This is a genomic window from Variovorax xiamenensis (assembly GCF_050916385.1).
Taxonomy (GTDB): Bacteria; Pseudomonadota; Gammaproteobacteria; order Burkholderiales; family Burkholderiaceae_C; genus Variovorax.
In genome coordinates this window covers 5,859,004-5,874,189 of record NZ_CP139038.1, presented here as the reverse complement: position 1 = coordinate 5,874,189, position 15,186 = coordinate 5,859,004, and the positions used below count along the sequence as shown (strand labels likewise).

Annotated in this window: 12 protein-coding genes; 2 read left to right on the top strand and 10 right to left on the bottom strand. The window is 67.4% G+C overall.

Annotated elements, in window-relative coordinates; all coding sequences use genetic code 11:
* Positions 1–10 precede the first annotated feature (10 nt).
* The 7 genes from SFB74_RS26805 to SFB74_RS26775 form a co-directional block, all read right to left on the bottom strand.
* Positions 11–4,054: a pilus assembly protein gene (locus SFB74_RS26805; protein ID WP_432727436.1), complete on the bottom strand. Its 4,044-nt coding sequence runs from the start codon at positions 4,052–4,054 to the stop codon at positions 11–13.
* A complete protein-coding gene (locus SFB74_RS26800) occupies positions 4,051–4,674 on the bottom strand; it encodes a pilus assembly PilX family protein (RefSeq protein WP_432727435.1) in 624 nt (207 codons plus the stop codon). The genes SFB74_RS26805 and SFB74_RS26800 overlap by 4 nt, the downstream gene beginning before the upstream one ends.
* On the bottom strand, positions 4,668–5,852 hold the full coding sequence (locus SFB74_RS26795) for a PilW family protein (protein WP_432727434.1): 1,185 nt from the start codon (positions 5,850–5,852) through the stop codon (positions 4,668–4,670). Before SFB74_RS26795 ends, SFB74_RS26800 begins: the two co-directional genes overlap by 7 nt.
* Before the next feature lie 8 nt (positions 5,853–5,860).
* Positions 5,861–6,289 carry a type IV pilus modification protein PilV gene (gene pilV / locus SFB74_RS26790; RefSeq protein ID WP_432727433.1) on the bottom strand — a complete coding sequence of 143 codons (429 nt, stop codon included), beginning with the start codon at positions 6,287–6,289 and terminating at the stop codon, positions 5,861–5,863.
* 32 nt (positions 6,290–6,321) lie between these two features.
* Entirely contained in the window at positions 6,322–6,996 is a 675-nt protein-coding gene (locus SFB74_RS26785) for a GspH/FimT family pseudopilin (protein ID WP_432727431.1), read from the bottom strand.
* Positions 6,942–7,412, bottom strand: a complete 471-nt coding sequence (locus tag SFB74_RS26780; RefSeq protein ID WP_432727430.1) for a type IV pilin protein — start codon at positions 7,410–7,412, stop codon at positions 6,942–6,944. The genes SFB74_RS26785 and SFB74_RS26780 overlap by 55 nt, the downstream gene beginning before the upstream one ends.
* 663 nt (positions 7,413–8,075) lie before the next feature.
* Positions 8,076–10,394 carry an ATP-binding protein gene (locus tag SFB74_RS26775; protein ID WP_432727429.1) on the bottom strand — a complete coding sequence of 773 codons (2,319 nt, stop codon included), beginning with the start codon at positions 10,392–10,394 and terminating at the stop codon, positions 8,076–8,078.
* 248 nt (positions 10,395–10,642) lie between these two features.
* On the opposite strand from SFB74_RS26775, the gene SFB74_RS26770 reads away from it, so the two are divergent.
* Together SFB74_RS26770 and SFB74_RS26765 are read left to right on the top strand one after the other, a co-directional pair.
* Positions 10,643–11,428, top strand: coding sequence for a response regulator (locus tag SFB74_RS26770; RefSeq protein WP_432727428.1), 786 nt, complete (start codon positions 10,643–10,645; stop codon positions 11,426–11,428).
* A 145-nt stretch (positions 11,429–11,573) separates the two neighbouring features.
* A complete protein-coding gene (locus tag SFB74_RS26765; RefSeq protein ID WP_432727427.1) occupies positions 11,574–11,795 on the top strand; it encodes a hypothetical protein in 222 nt (73 codons plus the stop codon).
* On the opposite strand, the gene SFB74_RS26760 is transcribed toward SFB74_RS26765, so the two are convergent.
* From SFB74_RS26760 to SFB74_RS26750, 3 genes are all read right to left on the bottom strand, one after another.
* The gene (locus SFB74_RS26760; protein ID WP_432727426.1) at positions 11,740–12,345 is read right to left on the bottom strand and encodes a response regulator; all 606 of its coding nucleotides are present in this window, start codon (positions 12,343–12,345) and stop codon (positions 11,740–11,742) included. The two genes, SFB74_RS26765 and SFB74_RS26760, sit on opposite strands and share 56 nt — an antisense overlap.
* A 42-nt stretch (positions 12,346–12,387) precedes the next feature.
* A complete protein-coding gene (locus SFB74_RS26755; RefSeq protein ID WP_432727425.1) occupies positions 12,388–12,804 on the bottom strand; it encodes a hypothetical protein in 417 nt (138 codons plus the stop codon).
* An 83-nt stretch (positions 12,805–12,887) separates the two neighbouring features.
* Complete coding sequence (locus tag SFB74_RS26750) at positions 12,888–14,960, bottom strand: TonB-dependent siderophore receptor (protein ID WP_432732002.1); 2,073 nt, start codon at positions 14,958–14,960, stop codon at positions 12,888–12,890.
* Positions 14,961–15,186 lie beyond the last annotated feature (226 nt).

Genomic DNA, 15,186 nt, shown 5'->3' with positions numbered 1-15,186 from the left:
TTCTTTCTTTCTACTTGCCGTCGGTCAGCCGCCGCCAGGAGATGCGGCGCGTGCCGCTCGACGAGGAGACCGGGATGGTGGTCGTCGTCACGGCGCCGGTGGAGTCCTTGGTGGTGGCGACGGTCTTGCCGCTCGTGGTCACCGCGATCGCTGCCGAGCTCGACAGGCCCGCGCTGGACAGCAGCACGCCGGCACTATCGGCTCCAGACACCGTCAAGCCGGTGGCGTAGTTGACGTAGTTGATGTAGCTGGAGCCGCCGGTGCTGCACGCGCCCGAGGTGCTGGGCGTGTTGGAGACGTAGACCAGCGTGCCGGAGGTGAGCACCGGGTCTTCGTCGACGCGTTCGCCCGACTCGGGCATGTCCACGAACCAGCCGTACATGCTGCTGAAGTTGGTGCTGTAGCTCACCGAACTGGAAACCGTGCGCACGCCGGAGATATCGGTGAGCGCCAGCTTGACGAAGCAGTTGGTCGTCGTCCCCGTGCTGCATGCGTTGCTGCGCGGGTTGCCGTAGATGGCGGTGGTGCTGGAGCTGCCGCTCAGCGTGTCCTTGATGGCGTACATGGACTGCACCTGCGATGTGGTGATGTCGGTCACGCCCAGGTAGGCGCCGGTGCCGACGAAGACAACGTGCTGGCTGTTCACGAGGCCCAACTCCGGCGCCGTGGTGATGGGCTGGCGGTTGCCCGAGCTGTCCGACAGCGTAGCCAGGAGCTGCACCGTGGCGCTGCCGCTGCTGGCGGTCAGGGCGCTGATGTCGAAGCGCCAGAGGTTGCCGTACAGGTCGCCGCCGTAGACCTGGGTGGTCGTGTTGTCGGTGGAGCTGTTGGTCCAGCCGCTGATCTTCGCCATGCCGCTGGGGCAGGGCACGACGGAACAGCCGGTCACCGTGCTGCCGCTCGCGTTGCTGCCCATGCCGTTGTCGATCTTCTTGATCAGCGCGCCGGTCATGGCGTTCCTGATCCACAGGTGGCCCTTGCCGTCGCCGTCGGAGACGTTGTTGTAGCCGGAGCTGAGCACGACCGCCCATGTTCCGTCCGACAGCTTGGTGATCACTGGGGCGCCGTAGGTGTAGCCGAGGTCCGTGTCGTACAGGTTGGGCGTGAGCGTGCTGCTGGAGCTGAACTCCCACAGCACGGTCGGCGAGGCCGGGTCCGTGACGTCCAGCGCGAAGTAGGCGCGGCCGCCGTCGCCAAGGCCGCCCACGATGATGGTGTGCCAGGCGCTGTTGTAGTAGACGTCGGCCTGCGTGATCTGGCCGTCCACGAAGTAGACGTGGTTGGACGCGTAGTTCTTGTCCGCCAGCTTGTACAGGTTGGGCAGCAGCACCGAGGGAATGTAGGCCCAGGCCTCGGCGCCCGTGTCGGCATTGAAGGCATGCAGCATGCCGTCGTTGGCGCCCACGTAGACCATGCCCTGGCGCGAGGCGTTGGCGGTCTTGAAGCTGGCATAGCCCGTGTCGCTGTAGCTGCGCGAAGGGGCCTTGATGTACACCGGCGTGGAGTTGACGACGTCGCCCAGCACATGGGTGCGCGACCGGTAGTACTTGGTGTTGGTGGAGCCTTCGTTGCTGCGGTCGCCGCGCAGGTAGTTCACCAGGTTCACCGCACCCGCGCCGGTGGTGGTGCCGGCGGTGGAGCTGTCGACCTGCGATGCGGTCGCGAGGCAGCTGGTGCCGGAACTGCACAGCTGCGACAGCGAGCCGATCGACGCGATCTTGAAGTAGCCCTGCATCGTCGTCGTGAGCGAATCCCAGGCGAAGCTCAGCTTCGTCGCGGTGCTGGGGTTGTAGGTGAAGATGGTGCGCGAGGCGTAGCCGACGTTGTCCAGGAGTGCCGTGGTGGTGAGGCTGCCCGAGGTGCTGGAGCAGTCGGAGCCCGCGCCCGACTCGGCCCAGTCCGCGGTGGTGGATGTGATGCCGGTGCTCGAATTGACCGCATAGCGCGCCAGTTCGCCGAACCACTTGCCGGAACAGTAGGTGGTCGAGAAGGTATAGCCGGTGGTGGTGGAGGTCAGCACGGCGGCGCTTTGCGTGACGGCAGCGGAGCTGCTTGTCGTGGCGTCCACGGTGTTGAGGAAGTTGGTCAGGCTGGTCTTGATGTCGGATGCGTTCGAAGCGCTGTAGTAGCCGCCCCGGCCGTTGACGGCCGCGTGCCAGAGGTCGTCGATGGCGGTCTGGGTGTTGCTGACCGGCGTGGGCCAGTTGCAGCTGCCCGAACTCTGCCAGTTGCATACCCCCGCGGCCTGCGTCGTGCTGCTGGTGGCGGTGCCGTTGACGATGTCGTAGTAGTCGCCGCTCGTGGCGTTCGCATAGTCGGCATCGAACAGCATGTAGCCCGAGGCGCCCAGGCCGATGGTGGATGTCACCATGTTCTGGCGCTTGTTGGAATAGCTGTTGCTCGATACGTCCGTGCCGCTCGAGTTCGTCGCATTGCTCAGGGCGGACGAGCGCAGGTCGGTGACGTAGTAGTACTCGGCCGTATCGGCCAGCGTGTTGGACACCGCATTGCCGTCGAGATAGGGGCGCGACTCGCTGCTGTCCTGGTCGCCGATGGCGGTTGTGCTGTCGACCTTGTAGGGCGTCGCGGTCTCGTTCCAGTAGCCGTCGGTCGACATCAGCGTGTAGTTGCGCTGGCAGGCGTACTGCATCGGATCGGTGGTCGTCACGCCGTTGATGGAAGAGATCTTGGCGGCGTAGTAGCGCCCGGCATTCGACAGCGCGGTGCGAAGCGGCGTGGTGCCGCTGGCCTGGGCCGCCAGGAGCTTGCCGTACCACAGCGACTTCTGCCCGCCGCTGGTGGTCGTGTTGTCGGCGATGTTCAGGAAGTCCGTCGAGCTGCTGACCTTGTTGATGGTCATGTAGCCCAGCCGGTAGCTGGAGGTCAGCCCGCTGAAGGCGAGGGTCGTGGCGCTCTTCATCGCCTGCATGCGGGTGTGATAGTAGGCCCACCAGTTGGCGAAGTTGGTCATCTCCTCCGCATAGGTGCAGGTGGTGCTGTTGGTGGTGCAGTCGGTGCGGGTCGTCGAGCGGGCGCTCGTGCCGGGGTAGGCATAGGTCGACGTGCTGCTGCTGATCGTGGTCTGCACCCAGCTGCCCGGCGTGCCTCCGCTGAAGGCGGTGACCGTGGCAGTCATGCTGCCGGATTGCGTGACCACGGGCGAGTAGCCGTAGGCATCGGCGCCCTTGGGCGAGGTGATGGTCACGGTGCTGCCGCTGCGGCTGGCGCTGTAGCCTGCGATGCCGCAGTTGCCGGTCTTGCTGCTGGTGCAGTTGTTGATGGCGGTGACGATGTTGGTGGCCACCGTGGTCGACGACGTGCTGGCCGAGGTGGTGGCCGAGAGAATCTGCACGCCGTTGACCGTGATGCCGCTGATGCTCGTGCTGCCCGATCCGCCGAGGACGATGGTCGCGGTGGAGCTCATGCCCGGATACCGCGGGTACTTGTAGGTGGCCGGCGCGGAGGTGCTGTCGACGTAGACCGCCTGGCAGGTGCTCAGCGCGGACGTTGTGCACCAGCGCAGGTAGGCCGGGTAGGCGTATGCGGTGGTGGCCGCGCTCTGCTTGTTGCAGGTGCGCAGGTTGGCCGAGGAGCAGTACTCGCCCGCAATGAAGGTGTAGTACGTGGCGGGCGTGCTCGTTCCCGTCAGGTCGGTCGTGCCCGTGGAGATCACGCCGAAGCCGTCGGTCGGCACCTTGGTCCATGCCGAGGTGTTGGCCGAGGTCATGCTGGTATAGCTGGTGCCGGCGTAGTTGACGGGCGGCGTGTAGGTGACCGACGGGTCGTAGTAGATGCCGTTGAAGCGGCTGTTGCGGTAGAGGTACGGATAGCTGCTGGCGCTGTAGTCGTCCGCCCAGTCCGGGAGGTAGGCGGAGCTCATGCTGCCGGAGTTGTCCAGGATGAACATGATGTTGGGCTTGACCAGCGTGGCCGAGGACGTTTCCAGCGGAGCCGTCGCCAGGTCGGTGAGCGCGCCGAAGGCGGGTGCCGCGAGGATCAGCGCCAAAGCGCCGCCCATGCAGGAGCGCCAGCGGCCGTGAGGAAACATGTTCATAGGGCCACCATGGCTTGCGTGAAGGAGACGGTATTGCGCGGACCGCTCACCTTGACGGTGATGCGGTAATAGACTTGGCTGCTGGACGACTGGGCGCTGCCCGACTTCTTGCTGCCTCCGGTGTTCAAGGCCAGGGGCGAACTGCCGCAACCGTTGGCGGACGACGCATCGCCTGTGCTGGCGCACATGCGCTGTATCAGGTAGGAGGCGGTGTTGCCCGAGCTGTCCTGGCTTTGCGAGACGGCCGTGTAGCCCGCGCTGACCAGCTGGGTCCACAGCTGAGACCACGACTGCGTGCTGCCGGGGTCGGTGCGCGTGGCGGCGTAGCCGCGGCTCGCCTGGTCGCAGGCGAGCACGGATGTTCCTGTCGAGCAGGTGGTGGCGGTGCTGGAGCTGGTCTGTCCGCTGTTGTTCTCCAGCCAGGTCACCGCCGCTTCCACCGCCTGGTCGGCGGAGGTAGCCGCCGCCTGCTCGAAGGCCAGGTTGCCGGCGATGCTCGCCGAGGTGGAGGTGGTGCGCATCAGGCCGATCGCGGCGATGCTCATGATCGCCAGCGCGATCAGCGCGATGATCATGACGAAGCCGCGCTGCCCGCGCCGCAGGCACGGCGGGCTCAGCATGCGACGTCTCCGCTCTGGTACGTGACCTGGTTGCCGTTCCAGATGATGTCGCGCAGCGGCACCGTGGTCTCGATGGTCTTGTAGCGGTAGTGCTTCCAGTCCGAGCTGCCGCTGAGGTCGATCGCCAGGGCCGTGGGCGTCACGGTGGTCAGCGTGCTGGTGGTGCTGGTGTTGGCGGTGCTGCCGGACCAGGTGGGCGCGGTGGTGGTGACCGTGTCCTTGTCGTACTGCTGGCTGCGCGCCACCACAGCGAGCCGCAGGCCGACCACCCGCAGCCAGCCGCAGTAGCTGGACAGGCCCGAGGTGTCGCTCGTGCCGCCGGGAGTGGTCTGGTCGTAGCTGTCGACCACGCCGTCCATCTTCGGCGTGACCAGGTCGCTGGTGTCGCGGCCGTACTGGGCCCGCAGGCTGGCGATGTGGCTGGCGATGGGAACCCAGACGCTGCTGTCGAGCGTGGTCGTATAGCTGGTGTCGCCGCAGTTGTAGGCCGTGTAGTCGCACACGGTGAGGTTGCCGTTGCGCACCGCATAGGCATGGATGACGGGCGCGGAGCCGAGGTTGTAGACGGCCGCCTCCGCCGACGCCAGGCCGGCGGTGCCAGTGGACACGGTCAGCACGTAGCTTGCGATGGCGGTCACCTTGCCGAGGATCAGGGCACAGGAAGAACTGATGTCGCGCGTGGTCGAAGCGGCCGTCACCCAATCGCCCGTAGCGAAAGACGACGGGGTGGACACGGTGTAGCTGGTCGCGGTGCTGGTGCCCGTGAGGGCGTCCCCCTCGGTGGGGCTGGCCGAACTGCCGCTGACGATGAGGAGCGTGTCGGTGTTGGCGTCGCCCGAGGGCACCAGCGAAGTACCGGGGTTCACCGTGACCGGGGCCAGCGACGACAGCGTGACGCTCTTGCTGTCCGAGGTCGTGGTGTAGCTGAGGCTGCAGCCCAGCAGCGTGTAGGCGCTGATGCCCAGGCCGGCCTGGTTCAGTTCGCGTGCCAGGACATGCGTGACCGTGGCGGCGTTGATCTCGGCGTCGCCGCTGGTGCTGGTCAGCCGCTGCTGCGTGCTCGTGGAATACAGCAGCTGCACGACGATCAGCACCGCGAGCATGCCGACGAGCAGGCCGATCATGAGCTCGATGATGCTGAAGCCGTGCTGGCTGCGGATGGGGCGTGGGCCGCGCATGAAGCTCCTCACGGCTTCATCTGGGCCATGGCCACGTACTGGTGGGCGCTGCTGTCGCCCGGGCCCTTCCAGTAGATGGTGATGGTGGCCAGGCTGCTGCTCACCGCCGAACTGCCGCCGCCGGCGACCGTGCTGAAGGTGACCGTCGGCGGCAGGCTGCCGACGCCCGGCAGGTTCGACTTGTCGACGGCCGCCTTCCAGCTCGTGTAGCCCGTACCGGCAGTAGTGCTTGCGTAGTTGGCCTGGAGGGTGGCCGCCGTGCGGTCGCTCATCCACATGCGGCCGACCAGGTCGCTGGCGAGCATGGCGGCGGTCGTGCGGAACTCGGCGCCCGTCGCGGTGCGCGCCGTGCTGGCATAGAGGCCGGTGATGCCCAGCAGCCCGATCGCGAAGATGAGCAGCGCGGCCATCGCCTCGATGAGGGTGAAGCCGCTCATGGCGGATGAGTGAGCGTGGTGGCGGGTCATGGTCAGCAGGTCATGGGGTCGGTGGTGCCGCTGCGCGCCGGGTCGCAGATGCGGGAGTCGCCGCCGGGCGAGACGATCACGTTCAGGCAGCGCACCGAGCCGCCGGACGCGACGCAGGTGCCGCTTGCGCTGCTCAGCTGCACCGTCAGCGCGGCGATGGATGTGGTCGGGTTGGTCGTGGCCGACTGGCGGCCCAGCGCATCGAAGCCCACGGTGCTGCGCGTTGCGGTGAGAACCAGGTCCGAGCTCTTGCTGACTTCGAGCGGGCTCTTGCCGATCAGGTAAGGCGTGCTGGTGGTGCTCGGCGTGTTGCCGCAGGCATCGGCCGGCGTCTGGGAGAGCGTGGAGTTCACCACCCAGATCGCCACGCTGGTGCTGAGCGCGCAGCTGGCATCCAGCGAACTGACGAACTGCAGCCGCGTGCCGGTGTTGCGCCGGATGGCTTCCGCCCTGGCCATCTGCAGGTCGGAGCGCAGCGTTTCGGCCGCGCTGCGCAGGCGCGTGTTGCGCGTCCAGTCGCCGAACCAGGGGGCGGCCAGCAGGGTCAGGATCGCCAGGATCGTGATGCCCACCATCAACTCGATCAAGCCGAATCCCCGCGTCGAGCGCGGCCGTGTGCGCATCAGCAACTCCCGCCCCGGTTCGTGATCCAGCAGCTCGACGAGGACGCGGTCCATCCCGTCACGCCGGTGATGGTGGACGTTCGCGTGCCGTCCTGGTCGATGGTGTAGGTGAAGCCGGCCATGGTGGACGAGCCGGTGGCCGTGATGGTGTAGCTCGTGGACGAGCTCGGCGTGCAGGTGAGCGTGAAGTACTTCAGGTTGGTGTTGGAGATGCTCACGCCGCATGTGCTGGTGGAGCCTGTGGCGTAGTAGCTCTTGGCGTCCTGGAACCACTGCTCCATCTTCGCGTTGCTGGCCGAGAGGTTGGCGGTCGCCTCCGGGATGCGGCCGCGCCTTACGTAGTCCGTGTAGGAGGGCAGGGCGATGGCCGCGAGGATCGCCACGATCGCCACGGTGACCATCACCTCGATCAGGGTGAAGCCATGCGCGCACGCACGAATCTCTCTGGGCTTCTTCTGCAGCCGCGTCATGGTGGTTCTTCTCCTCGTTTGTCGGAAGCAACCGGAAACTTCCTGGACGCCGAGTCGAACACGCAATCTGGGAGAAATCTGGCTGATGCGTTGGGGTTTGTGTGCGCGTGGGAGGCGCTGAATCCGAGGTTCCTCCGACTTTGTCTCTGAGCATCCGTGTCGTGTCGGATTGACCGATGTTCTGGAGAAGTGCCCGATGAAAAAGAAGTGGAAGTCCCTTAGGGCGGCGTGTCTGCTGATTTGCTCGAGCGGGGCCTGGGCTGTGTCGACAGCTACGGAAAACTGCAGCGCAAGCGCCAGTAATACTGCAGGTGGCAATTCAGCCGTCGATGCTGCATTGAAGACTTGTGCAGCCAGTGTGGCCAAGGATTCGAACGTTGGTCCTGATGAGACGGCGATGACCGCGTGCATGACGAAGGCGGGCTTCACGAAGCCCGCACAGGGGGCCGAGCACAGGCCACTACCGCCCGGTTCAGCACCACGGAAATGACTGCCTGGCAACCGGCATCGGCCGGGAAAGAAACGAGAAGCGCCGCCGCATGTGCACAGCTACCTCGCAATCGAGGAGCCTGAGCTAAGGGCCGACGCCCTGAAGCTCCTGCGGGTGGGTAAGTGAAAAGTCTGCCCGGAAATCGAGGCCTGCCACGTGCTCAGCCAAGCGGATCAGTGCGCCGCAGCCGCCAACCGTTGCGCCTCGAGCGCCAGCGGCACGCGAACCTGCGCGAGCAGCCCGTGCGAGCCCGACTTCAGCACCACGTCGCCTCCATGCGCGCGCGCGATGGAGCGGCACACGGCCAGGCCGAGTCCGCTGCCCGGCGCGCGCGAGGAGCGGGCCTGCGCAGTGCGATAGAACGGCCTGAACACCTGCTCGAGTTCCGCCGCCGGCAGGCCCGGTCCCCGGTCGCCGATCTCGACCACGGCGTCGGGGCCATCGGTGAAGAGGCGCACGCGCGCCTGGTGGCCGTACTTCACGGCGTTCTCGATCAGGTTGTCGAGCACGCGCCGCATGCCGATCACGTCGACTTCCACCGGCGCTTGTTCGGTGCGGCGCAGCTTCACGTCCTTGCCGACGAAGGCGGCCTGCTCGACCACGTCCTCCACGAGGCTCGAGAGGTCCGTGCGTTCGCGCGCGGTCACCACGGATGCGTCGCGGATGAAGCTGAGCACGGAGCCGATCATCAGCTCCATCTCCTGCACGTCCTCGAGCATGCCGGCGCGCACGTCGTCGGGCACGTCCTCGATGCGGAAGCGCAGCCGCGTGAGGGGCGTGCGCAGGTCGTGGCTGATGGCGCCGATCATCACGGTGCGGTCGTCGACGAAGCTTCGAAGCCGCGCCTGCATGCGGTTGAAGGCCTGCGCGGCGCGGCCGATCTCGGCGGGGCCATCCAGCGCGAGCACCGGCGCCGCGGGGTCGCGGCCGAGCTGGTCTGCCGCGCGCGCGAAGCCGGCGATGGGGCGCACCAGCCTGCGCGAGAACAGCCAGCCCGCGGGCGCCACGATGGCGGCCGCGATCAAAAACCACAGCAGCACACGACGCTGCCACGCATTGGGAAAGGACTCGGGCGCGGGCTGCACCACGACCCAGCTGCCCTCGGGCGTGTAGACGGCGGCGATGAAGTCGCCCTCGACGAAGGGCGCGGGTGCGAGGCCGAAGAGGCCGCGCGTGGCGGGACGACTGATGTCGGCGGTGTCGGTGGCCGTGGCTTCGGTGGTGTTGGCAGGGGCGCGTGGCGGCACGGCTGTGGAGGTTGGCGGTGCCGTGCCGGCCGTTGGAGCGTTGCCGGATGTAGATGGGCGTGCCGCGGGCTCGGTGTTCGGCACCGGTACCGGTACCGGGGTCGATGGCGGCGCTTGCGCCTTGACGGGAGCTTCGCGTGGCGGAGTGCTCTCGACGACAGGGGGCAGGCTTCGCATGCCGCCTCCCTGCTGCATCGAGGGGGCCGCAGGCTGGCCACGCGCCATGCCCGGTGGTGCCATCGACGACGGCGAGGGTGCGTCGGGCGCTCTGGGCGCGATCGCCGTGGCGGGCGGCGCAGGAGAGACGGAAGGCGACGGCGATTGGGATGGCGATGGCGGCGCGCCGGGCGAAGGCGCTGTCGTCGTGTTGCCCGGCGGAGCGGAACCAGGCTCGGCTGCGGCAGACGGCGTGGAGGACCGGGATGACACGGAAGGCCCACCGGTAGAGTCCGCGGGCGGGGCGCTGCCTGGTTGCGACTGGTTCGTCGTGTTGGCGGGCGTGGACGAGCGGGACGATGTCGACGGTCCGGCCGTCGAATCGTTGGATGGGGCGTTGTTCTGTGGCGCCTGATTCGTCACGCTGGCGGGCGGCGACGGTTGTTGTTGCTGCTGCTGTTGTTGTTGAGACGACGAAGGCGGAGGCACTGGCGGAGCGCCCGTCATGCTGTCCCTCTGCACCCCCCTGTCGGTGCCGAAGCCGCTGCCGGGGCCTCCGAAGCCACCCGGGAAGCCCATGCCTCCGGGACCTCCCGGCCCGCCACCACCGCCACCCCCCGGAGGGCCGCCCCGGGCCTGCACCCGCAGGAAGCCGCTTCCGGAGGCCGCGCTGGCGACGCCACGCGACACGTCGTGCCCGCTGCCCGCAGAGGCGACCGGCCCCGTGGTGCCTGCGAACGGCAGCGGAGTGAAGAAGTACAGCCGCACCTCGGCCTCGTCCCGCGTCAGCAGCTGTGCGAGGTCGCGGCGCGAGCGGTCGGATGTGAGCCAGCCTTGTCCCTTGGGCTGTGGCGCCTTCGCCTGCAGCGTGCGCTGCAGCAGGTGCACGTTGCGGCCCTCGGCGCCACGGCCCGAGAGCACGCGAGCGATGTCGTCGAGCTGCCATTGCCGCTGGGGCTGGGGCGGCAGCAGCACGGTCAGCGCCAGCGTCACGACCTGCGCCACCACCAGGCCGCCCAGCAGCAGGCCCATGATCTGCCACGCGAGCGGCGGGCCCAGCCAGCGTCGCGCGGTACCTTGGGTGTTCATGGGGCGATGCTGGCACGGACGGCAGGCGATGTCACGCCGGCATGGCTCGATCTTTGCATTCCCATCTTTTCTCCCAAGTCAGCGCCGCTGCGCAGGGCCGGGGCATGCGCAAGCGTTCGAGCGCGCGAGTCTGCGAAGCGGATGTTGCTGCCGGATTTCACCGCATTGCAATTCATTGCAGCGCGTGCAAGGCTTCGGGCCAGGGCGCTGCGCGGCCTATGATCCGCTGCTACCCGATCCGCCGTAACGTGAACCTGTCCACCCGCATCCTCATCGTCGACGACGACGCCGGCATTCGCGGCCTGGTGGCGTCCTTCCTGGAAAAGCATGGCTTCCAGGTCGACGCGGCCGGCCATCCGGCGGAAATGCGCGAACGCCTCGCGCAGGCCGAGTACGCGCTGATCGTGCTCGACGTGATGATGCCCGGCGAAGACGGCCTGAGCGCGCTGCGCGACCTGCAGCGCATCGGCGGGCCGCCGGTCATCATGCTGTCGGCCGTTGGCACCGACATCGACCGCATCGTGGGCCTGGAGATCGGCGCGGAAGACTACCTGGCCAAGCCCTGCAATCCGCGCGAGCTGCTGGCGCGCATCCGCACCGTGCTGCGCCGCACTTCGCATGCCGCGGCCATTGCCGCAACAGCGGGGCAGCAGCCACCGCAGCCCGCGGCCGCCACGCACGAGGCACAACAACAGCAGCAGCAATCCTCGACGCTGTTCTTCGCAGGCTGGCGCATGGACCTCGAGGCCCGCCAGCTGCACGACCCGCAGGACCGCCCCGTGGATCTCTCCGATGGCGAGTTCCGCCTGCTGCGCGCGCTGGTGCAGCACCCGCGTCGCGTGCTGACGCGCGACCAGCTGGTGCAGTACGCGCTCGGCGCGGAAAGCGATTCGTACGACCGCGCCATCGACGTGCAGGTCAGCCGCCTGCGTCGCAAGCTGGCCTCCGGCGAGACGCGCGCCGACCTGATCCGCACCGTGCGCAACGAGGGCTACATGTTCGTGCCCGCGGTCACGCGCACGCGAGAGGCCTGAGCCGGGACCTGGCCTTTCGCAAAGGCCGGCGCCCATTCGCGAGATGCCGCGAAGCCTGGGTGAGCACAGCAATACATTGAAATTCGCAGGAAATGCGAAGCCCTCAATCTCGGGGCATCGCATTCACCATCACCCCTACCGATCCATGACATCGTTCGACTGGCTGTGGGACTGGCGCACCCTGATCGCGCTGGCCATCTGCGACACCGCGTTGCTTGCGATGTTCCTGGTCTGGGACGCGCGGCGCATTGCGTTCCTGACCCGGCGGTGCGTCGCGGTGCACGAGCCGCCGACGGCCCGGCGTTGCCGATTCAGTCCGGAAGACTGCGGCGCGTTCCCTCGGGAGTCGGCCGGGTCCGGCACCTGAGCTCGAGCTTGCGGCAGGTGCCGAAGTCGCTTTCCGCGAAGGGGGCTGCTGCATCGGCGCACTCCGGTGCCCCAAGCGTTTCGGCGAGCAGGGCCAGCAGATGGCCGGCCACTCGCGGGTCCAGCACGGTGCCGGTCGGTAGCGCGCGCAAGGCGAGGGCGATGTCGGCGTCTTCCGCGTCGCTCAGCAGGTAGCCCGTCGCGCCCGAGGCGAAGGCCGAGAGCACCAGTTCGCGATCGTCCGTGTCCGACAGCGCGATGACGTGCGCGCGCGGCAGCTTCGCGCGCACGTCGGCGATCAATGCAGCGCCACGGCCGATGGGGTAGAGCTGCATGTCGACGAACACCAGGTCGAAGGGCAGCGCGGCGAGCATCGCTTCAGCCTCGTCGATAGTGGGTGCGAGCACCACGCGCCGGCCCGGTGCGAGAAGCCCGAGGATGCGCTTCATGCGGCTCGCGACGGCCGGGTCGCTTTCCACCACGAGCGCACCGAAGAAAAGCTGCGGCCGGTGCATCCGCGAGGTGCCGACAGGGAGGGCGTGGCCGGACATGAATGGGCTTTCCGACGCGAGCTGCCTTGGCCCCCGTTCGTCTCAGCGAGTCGTCGCTTGCTTGTGCTGCTGCGGGGGGCGACCGTGCTTGTGCCGGCAGTTGCCGCCATGCAGGCCCGTCTTCGTCGTGCCGGTCGCGGTGATCGGCGCGAGGGTCGACTGGCTGTAGCTGCCGGCCGCGTCGGTTTCGCGCGCGGCGCAGTCGTCGCTGCCCGCCAAGAAGATGCCGAATGCCAGAGCACCGAAGGCCAGCACACCCGCGATGCGCGGCAGCCAGGAGAACTTGTCGAAGCGGGGCATGGTGGCGGGGATCGGTTGCATCTTGCCGCTCCATCGGGCCCGCATGGTGAGCCCGGGCTGCGAGCCCTCTGCATGCACCAGTGCCGGCAGGCCGTCGAGGCGCAAGGCCTGCAGTGCGCGCGATGCGCCGTGTGGGTTGCGATACCGGTGGCTGTTCATGACCGGTATCGTGAACTTCAAAGGGGGAGAAAAATTGGATGGCCGCGCTCCCGGGCGGCCATCTCCTGAAGGCCGGGAGGGGGCTAGAAGTCGACCTTGGCGCTCAGGCTGAAGGTGCGCGGGTCGCCGGGCTTGATGTAGTTGTCGTACTGGTATTCCCAGTAGCGGCGGTTCGCCACGTTGTTGATGGCCGCGCGGAAGGTGGTGTTGCGTCCCGCGATGCGCGTCGTGTAGCTCGCGCCGATGTTGGCGACGGTGTAGCCGGGCAGGTTCAGCTGGTTCGAAGCGTTGAGCATGGTGTTGCCCGTGTACTTCATGTCGGCCGAGAGCCTGAGGCCGGGCACCTGCGGCACGAGGTAGGACACCTGCGCAGTCGCCACCAGCTTCGGCGCACCCGCCACGCGGTTGCCCACGTAGCTGCTGCCGCGCTCGTACGAGCTGTCGAGCAGCATCAGGTTGCCGCCGATCTGCCATTGCGAGCCCAGCCAGGTGGATGCGCCGAGCTCGAGGCCCTGGTAGATCGACTGGCCGTCCTGCACCAGCACGTTGGCGCTGTTGGCGTATTCGGCGCCGCGCTCGATGCGGAACAGCGCTGCCGTCGCGCTCCAGCGGTCGCGCTCGGTCTTCACGCCCAGTTCGTACTGCTTGCTCTTCAGCGGATTGAGCAGCTGGCCGTTGTTGGCGTAGATGGTGCTCACCGTGCTGCCCGGCTCCAGCGATTCGACATAGCTGGTGTACAGCGTGGTGTCGGGCGCGGGCTTGTACATCAGCGCCAGCGTGGGCGTGATCACGCCGCTCTTGCGGTAGCTCGAGTTCTGCGCACCGGTGGTGTCGTAGCCGGTCTGCTCGTAGGTGGTGCTGCGCAGGCCGGCCAGCACCGACCACCTGTCGGACAGCTTCAGCGTGTCGCTCGCGAACAGCGCGCGCTGCGTGATGTCGCTGTTGCGGTAGGTCGTGAAGTCGGTGGAGGTGGCGTAGCTGTTGGGGTTCTGCCCGAAGATGTTTCCGGTGCCGATCAGCTGGTAGACGCTGTTGCTGCTGTAGTAGTTGACCTGCTTCTGCCACGAGGTGCCCAGCGTGATCTGATGCTCGAAGTCGCCGGTGCGCAGCTTGCCGTTGACCATGGCCTGCCACTGGTTGAAGCGGTGGCCCTCGGCGCTGTCGGAGCGGTAGTCGTCATAGCTGCCGCCGGCATCCTGCAGGTATGCGATGCCTTCATTGCGGCTGCGCGTGGCGCTGCTGTGGCTGTAGCTGGTGCTCAGCGTCCAGTCGGGTGCGAGCTGGTACTGCAGGCCGGTCGAGTAGAGCCTGAAGTCGGTCGCCAGGTGCTGGCCCGGGCCCACCAGGTTCTGGTTGTTGGCGCTGATGGTCGAGGGCAGCTGCGTGCCGGTGTAGCTGCCGAGGAAGATCGACGGCGTCTGGCCGGTGGACGTGCGCTTCTGGTAGAGCGAGTCGAAGGTCCAGGTGAGCTTGTCGGTGAGCTTCGCGTCGAGGCCGAGCGACACCGAGTTGCGGCGCACGTTGCCGTCGTTGTAGGTCTTGCCTTCCTCGTGCGTGGCGTTGAGGCGGTAGCCGAAGCGGTCGTCGGTGCCGAAGCGCCCGCCCAGGTCGACGTGCTCGCTCCAGATGCCGGCCGTCTTGTAGCCCACCTCGATGCTGCGCACCGGCTGGTCGGTCGGCTTCTTCGTCACGTAGTTGACGATGCCGCCCGGCGCGCCGAAGCCGTACATGAAGCCCGACGAGCCCTTGAGCAGTTCGATCTGCTCGAAGTGCTCGTAGGGCAGGGTGATGGCGTAGCTGAGGAAGGGCTGGCCGTTGATGCGGTAGCCGTTCTGCCAGTCCAGCGGCAGGCCGCGCACGGTGATGTAGCTGGCCCAGGCGCTGTAGGCGCCGCTGTTGTCGGACACCGATGCGTCGAGCGCGAACACGTCACCGAGCTTCGAGACCTGGCGCTCGGCCATGTCCTCGCCACGGATCACGGTGGTGGAGAAGGGCGTCTCCAACTGCGAGCGCGCGCCGAGCGCGCCGCTGCTGACCTTGGCGCCGAGGTGCTGCTGCGTGCCGTCCTGCGATTCGGCCGTGACGGTCACCGTCGGCAGCGACGCGGAGCCCTCCTGCGCATGCGCGCGCCCGACGAGGGTGGCGGCCCACAGCACCAGCAGCGTCGCGCGCGCGGGCGGGCCGAATGCGCTTCGGCCGAATGAAATCGGGGAAGGGAAAGAGGCGAAGGAGGAAGGGAGGGAGGAGTGTGCCGAGGCTGTGGCGGCGGTCTTCTTGCGTTCGGGATTCAATGTTGACTCACGCTGTAGATAAGAATAACTCTCATCTTCATTGTGAATCTGGCAGAAATATTGGAGCTTGACCCTGTTGCAGGCGCGGTCT

Coding starts and splice junctions, on each gene's coding strand:
- SFB74_RS26795 (WP_432727434.1), bottom strand. CDS start 5,852: ATGCGCGGCCCACGCCCCATCCGCAGCCAGCACGGCTTCAGCATCATC.
- SFB74_RS26760 (WP_432727426.1), bottom strand. CDS start 12,345: ATGTCCGGCCACGCCCTCCCTGTCGGCACCTCGCGGATGCACCGGCCG.
- SFB74_RS26755 (WP_432727425.1), bottom strand. CDS start 12,804: ATGAACAGCCACCGGTATCGCAACCCACACGGCGCATCGCGCGCACTG.
- SFB74_RS26800 (WP_432727435.1), bottom strand. CDS start 4,674: ATGCTGAGCCCGCCGTGCCTGCGGCGCGGGCAGCGCGGCTTCGTCATG.
- SFB74_RS26780 (WP_432727430.1), bottom strand. CDS start 7,412: ATGACGCGGCTGCAGAAGAAGCCCAGAGAGATTCGTGCGTGCGCGCAT.
- SFB74_RS26775 (WP_432727429.1), bottom strand. CDS start 10,394: ATGAACACCCAAGGTACCGCGCGACGCTGGCTGGGCCCGCCGCTCGCG.
- SFB74_RS26765 (WP_432727427.1), top strand. CDS start 11,574: ATGACATCGTTCGACTGGCTGTGGGACTGGCGCACCCTGATCGCGCTG.
- SFB74_RS26805 (WP_432727436.1), bottom strand. CDS start 4,054: ATGAACATGTTTCCTCACGGCCGCTGGCGCTCCTGCATGGGCGGCGCT.
- SFB74_RS26785 (WP_432727431.1), bottom strand. CDS start 6,996: ATGGACCGCGTCCTCGTCGAGCTGCTGGATCACGAACCGGGGCGGGAG.
- pilV (WP_432727433.1), bottom strand. CDS start 6,289: ATGAGCGGCTTCACCCTCATCGAGGCGATGGCCGCGCTGCTCATCTTC.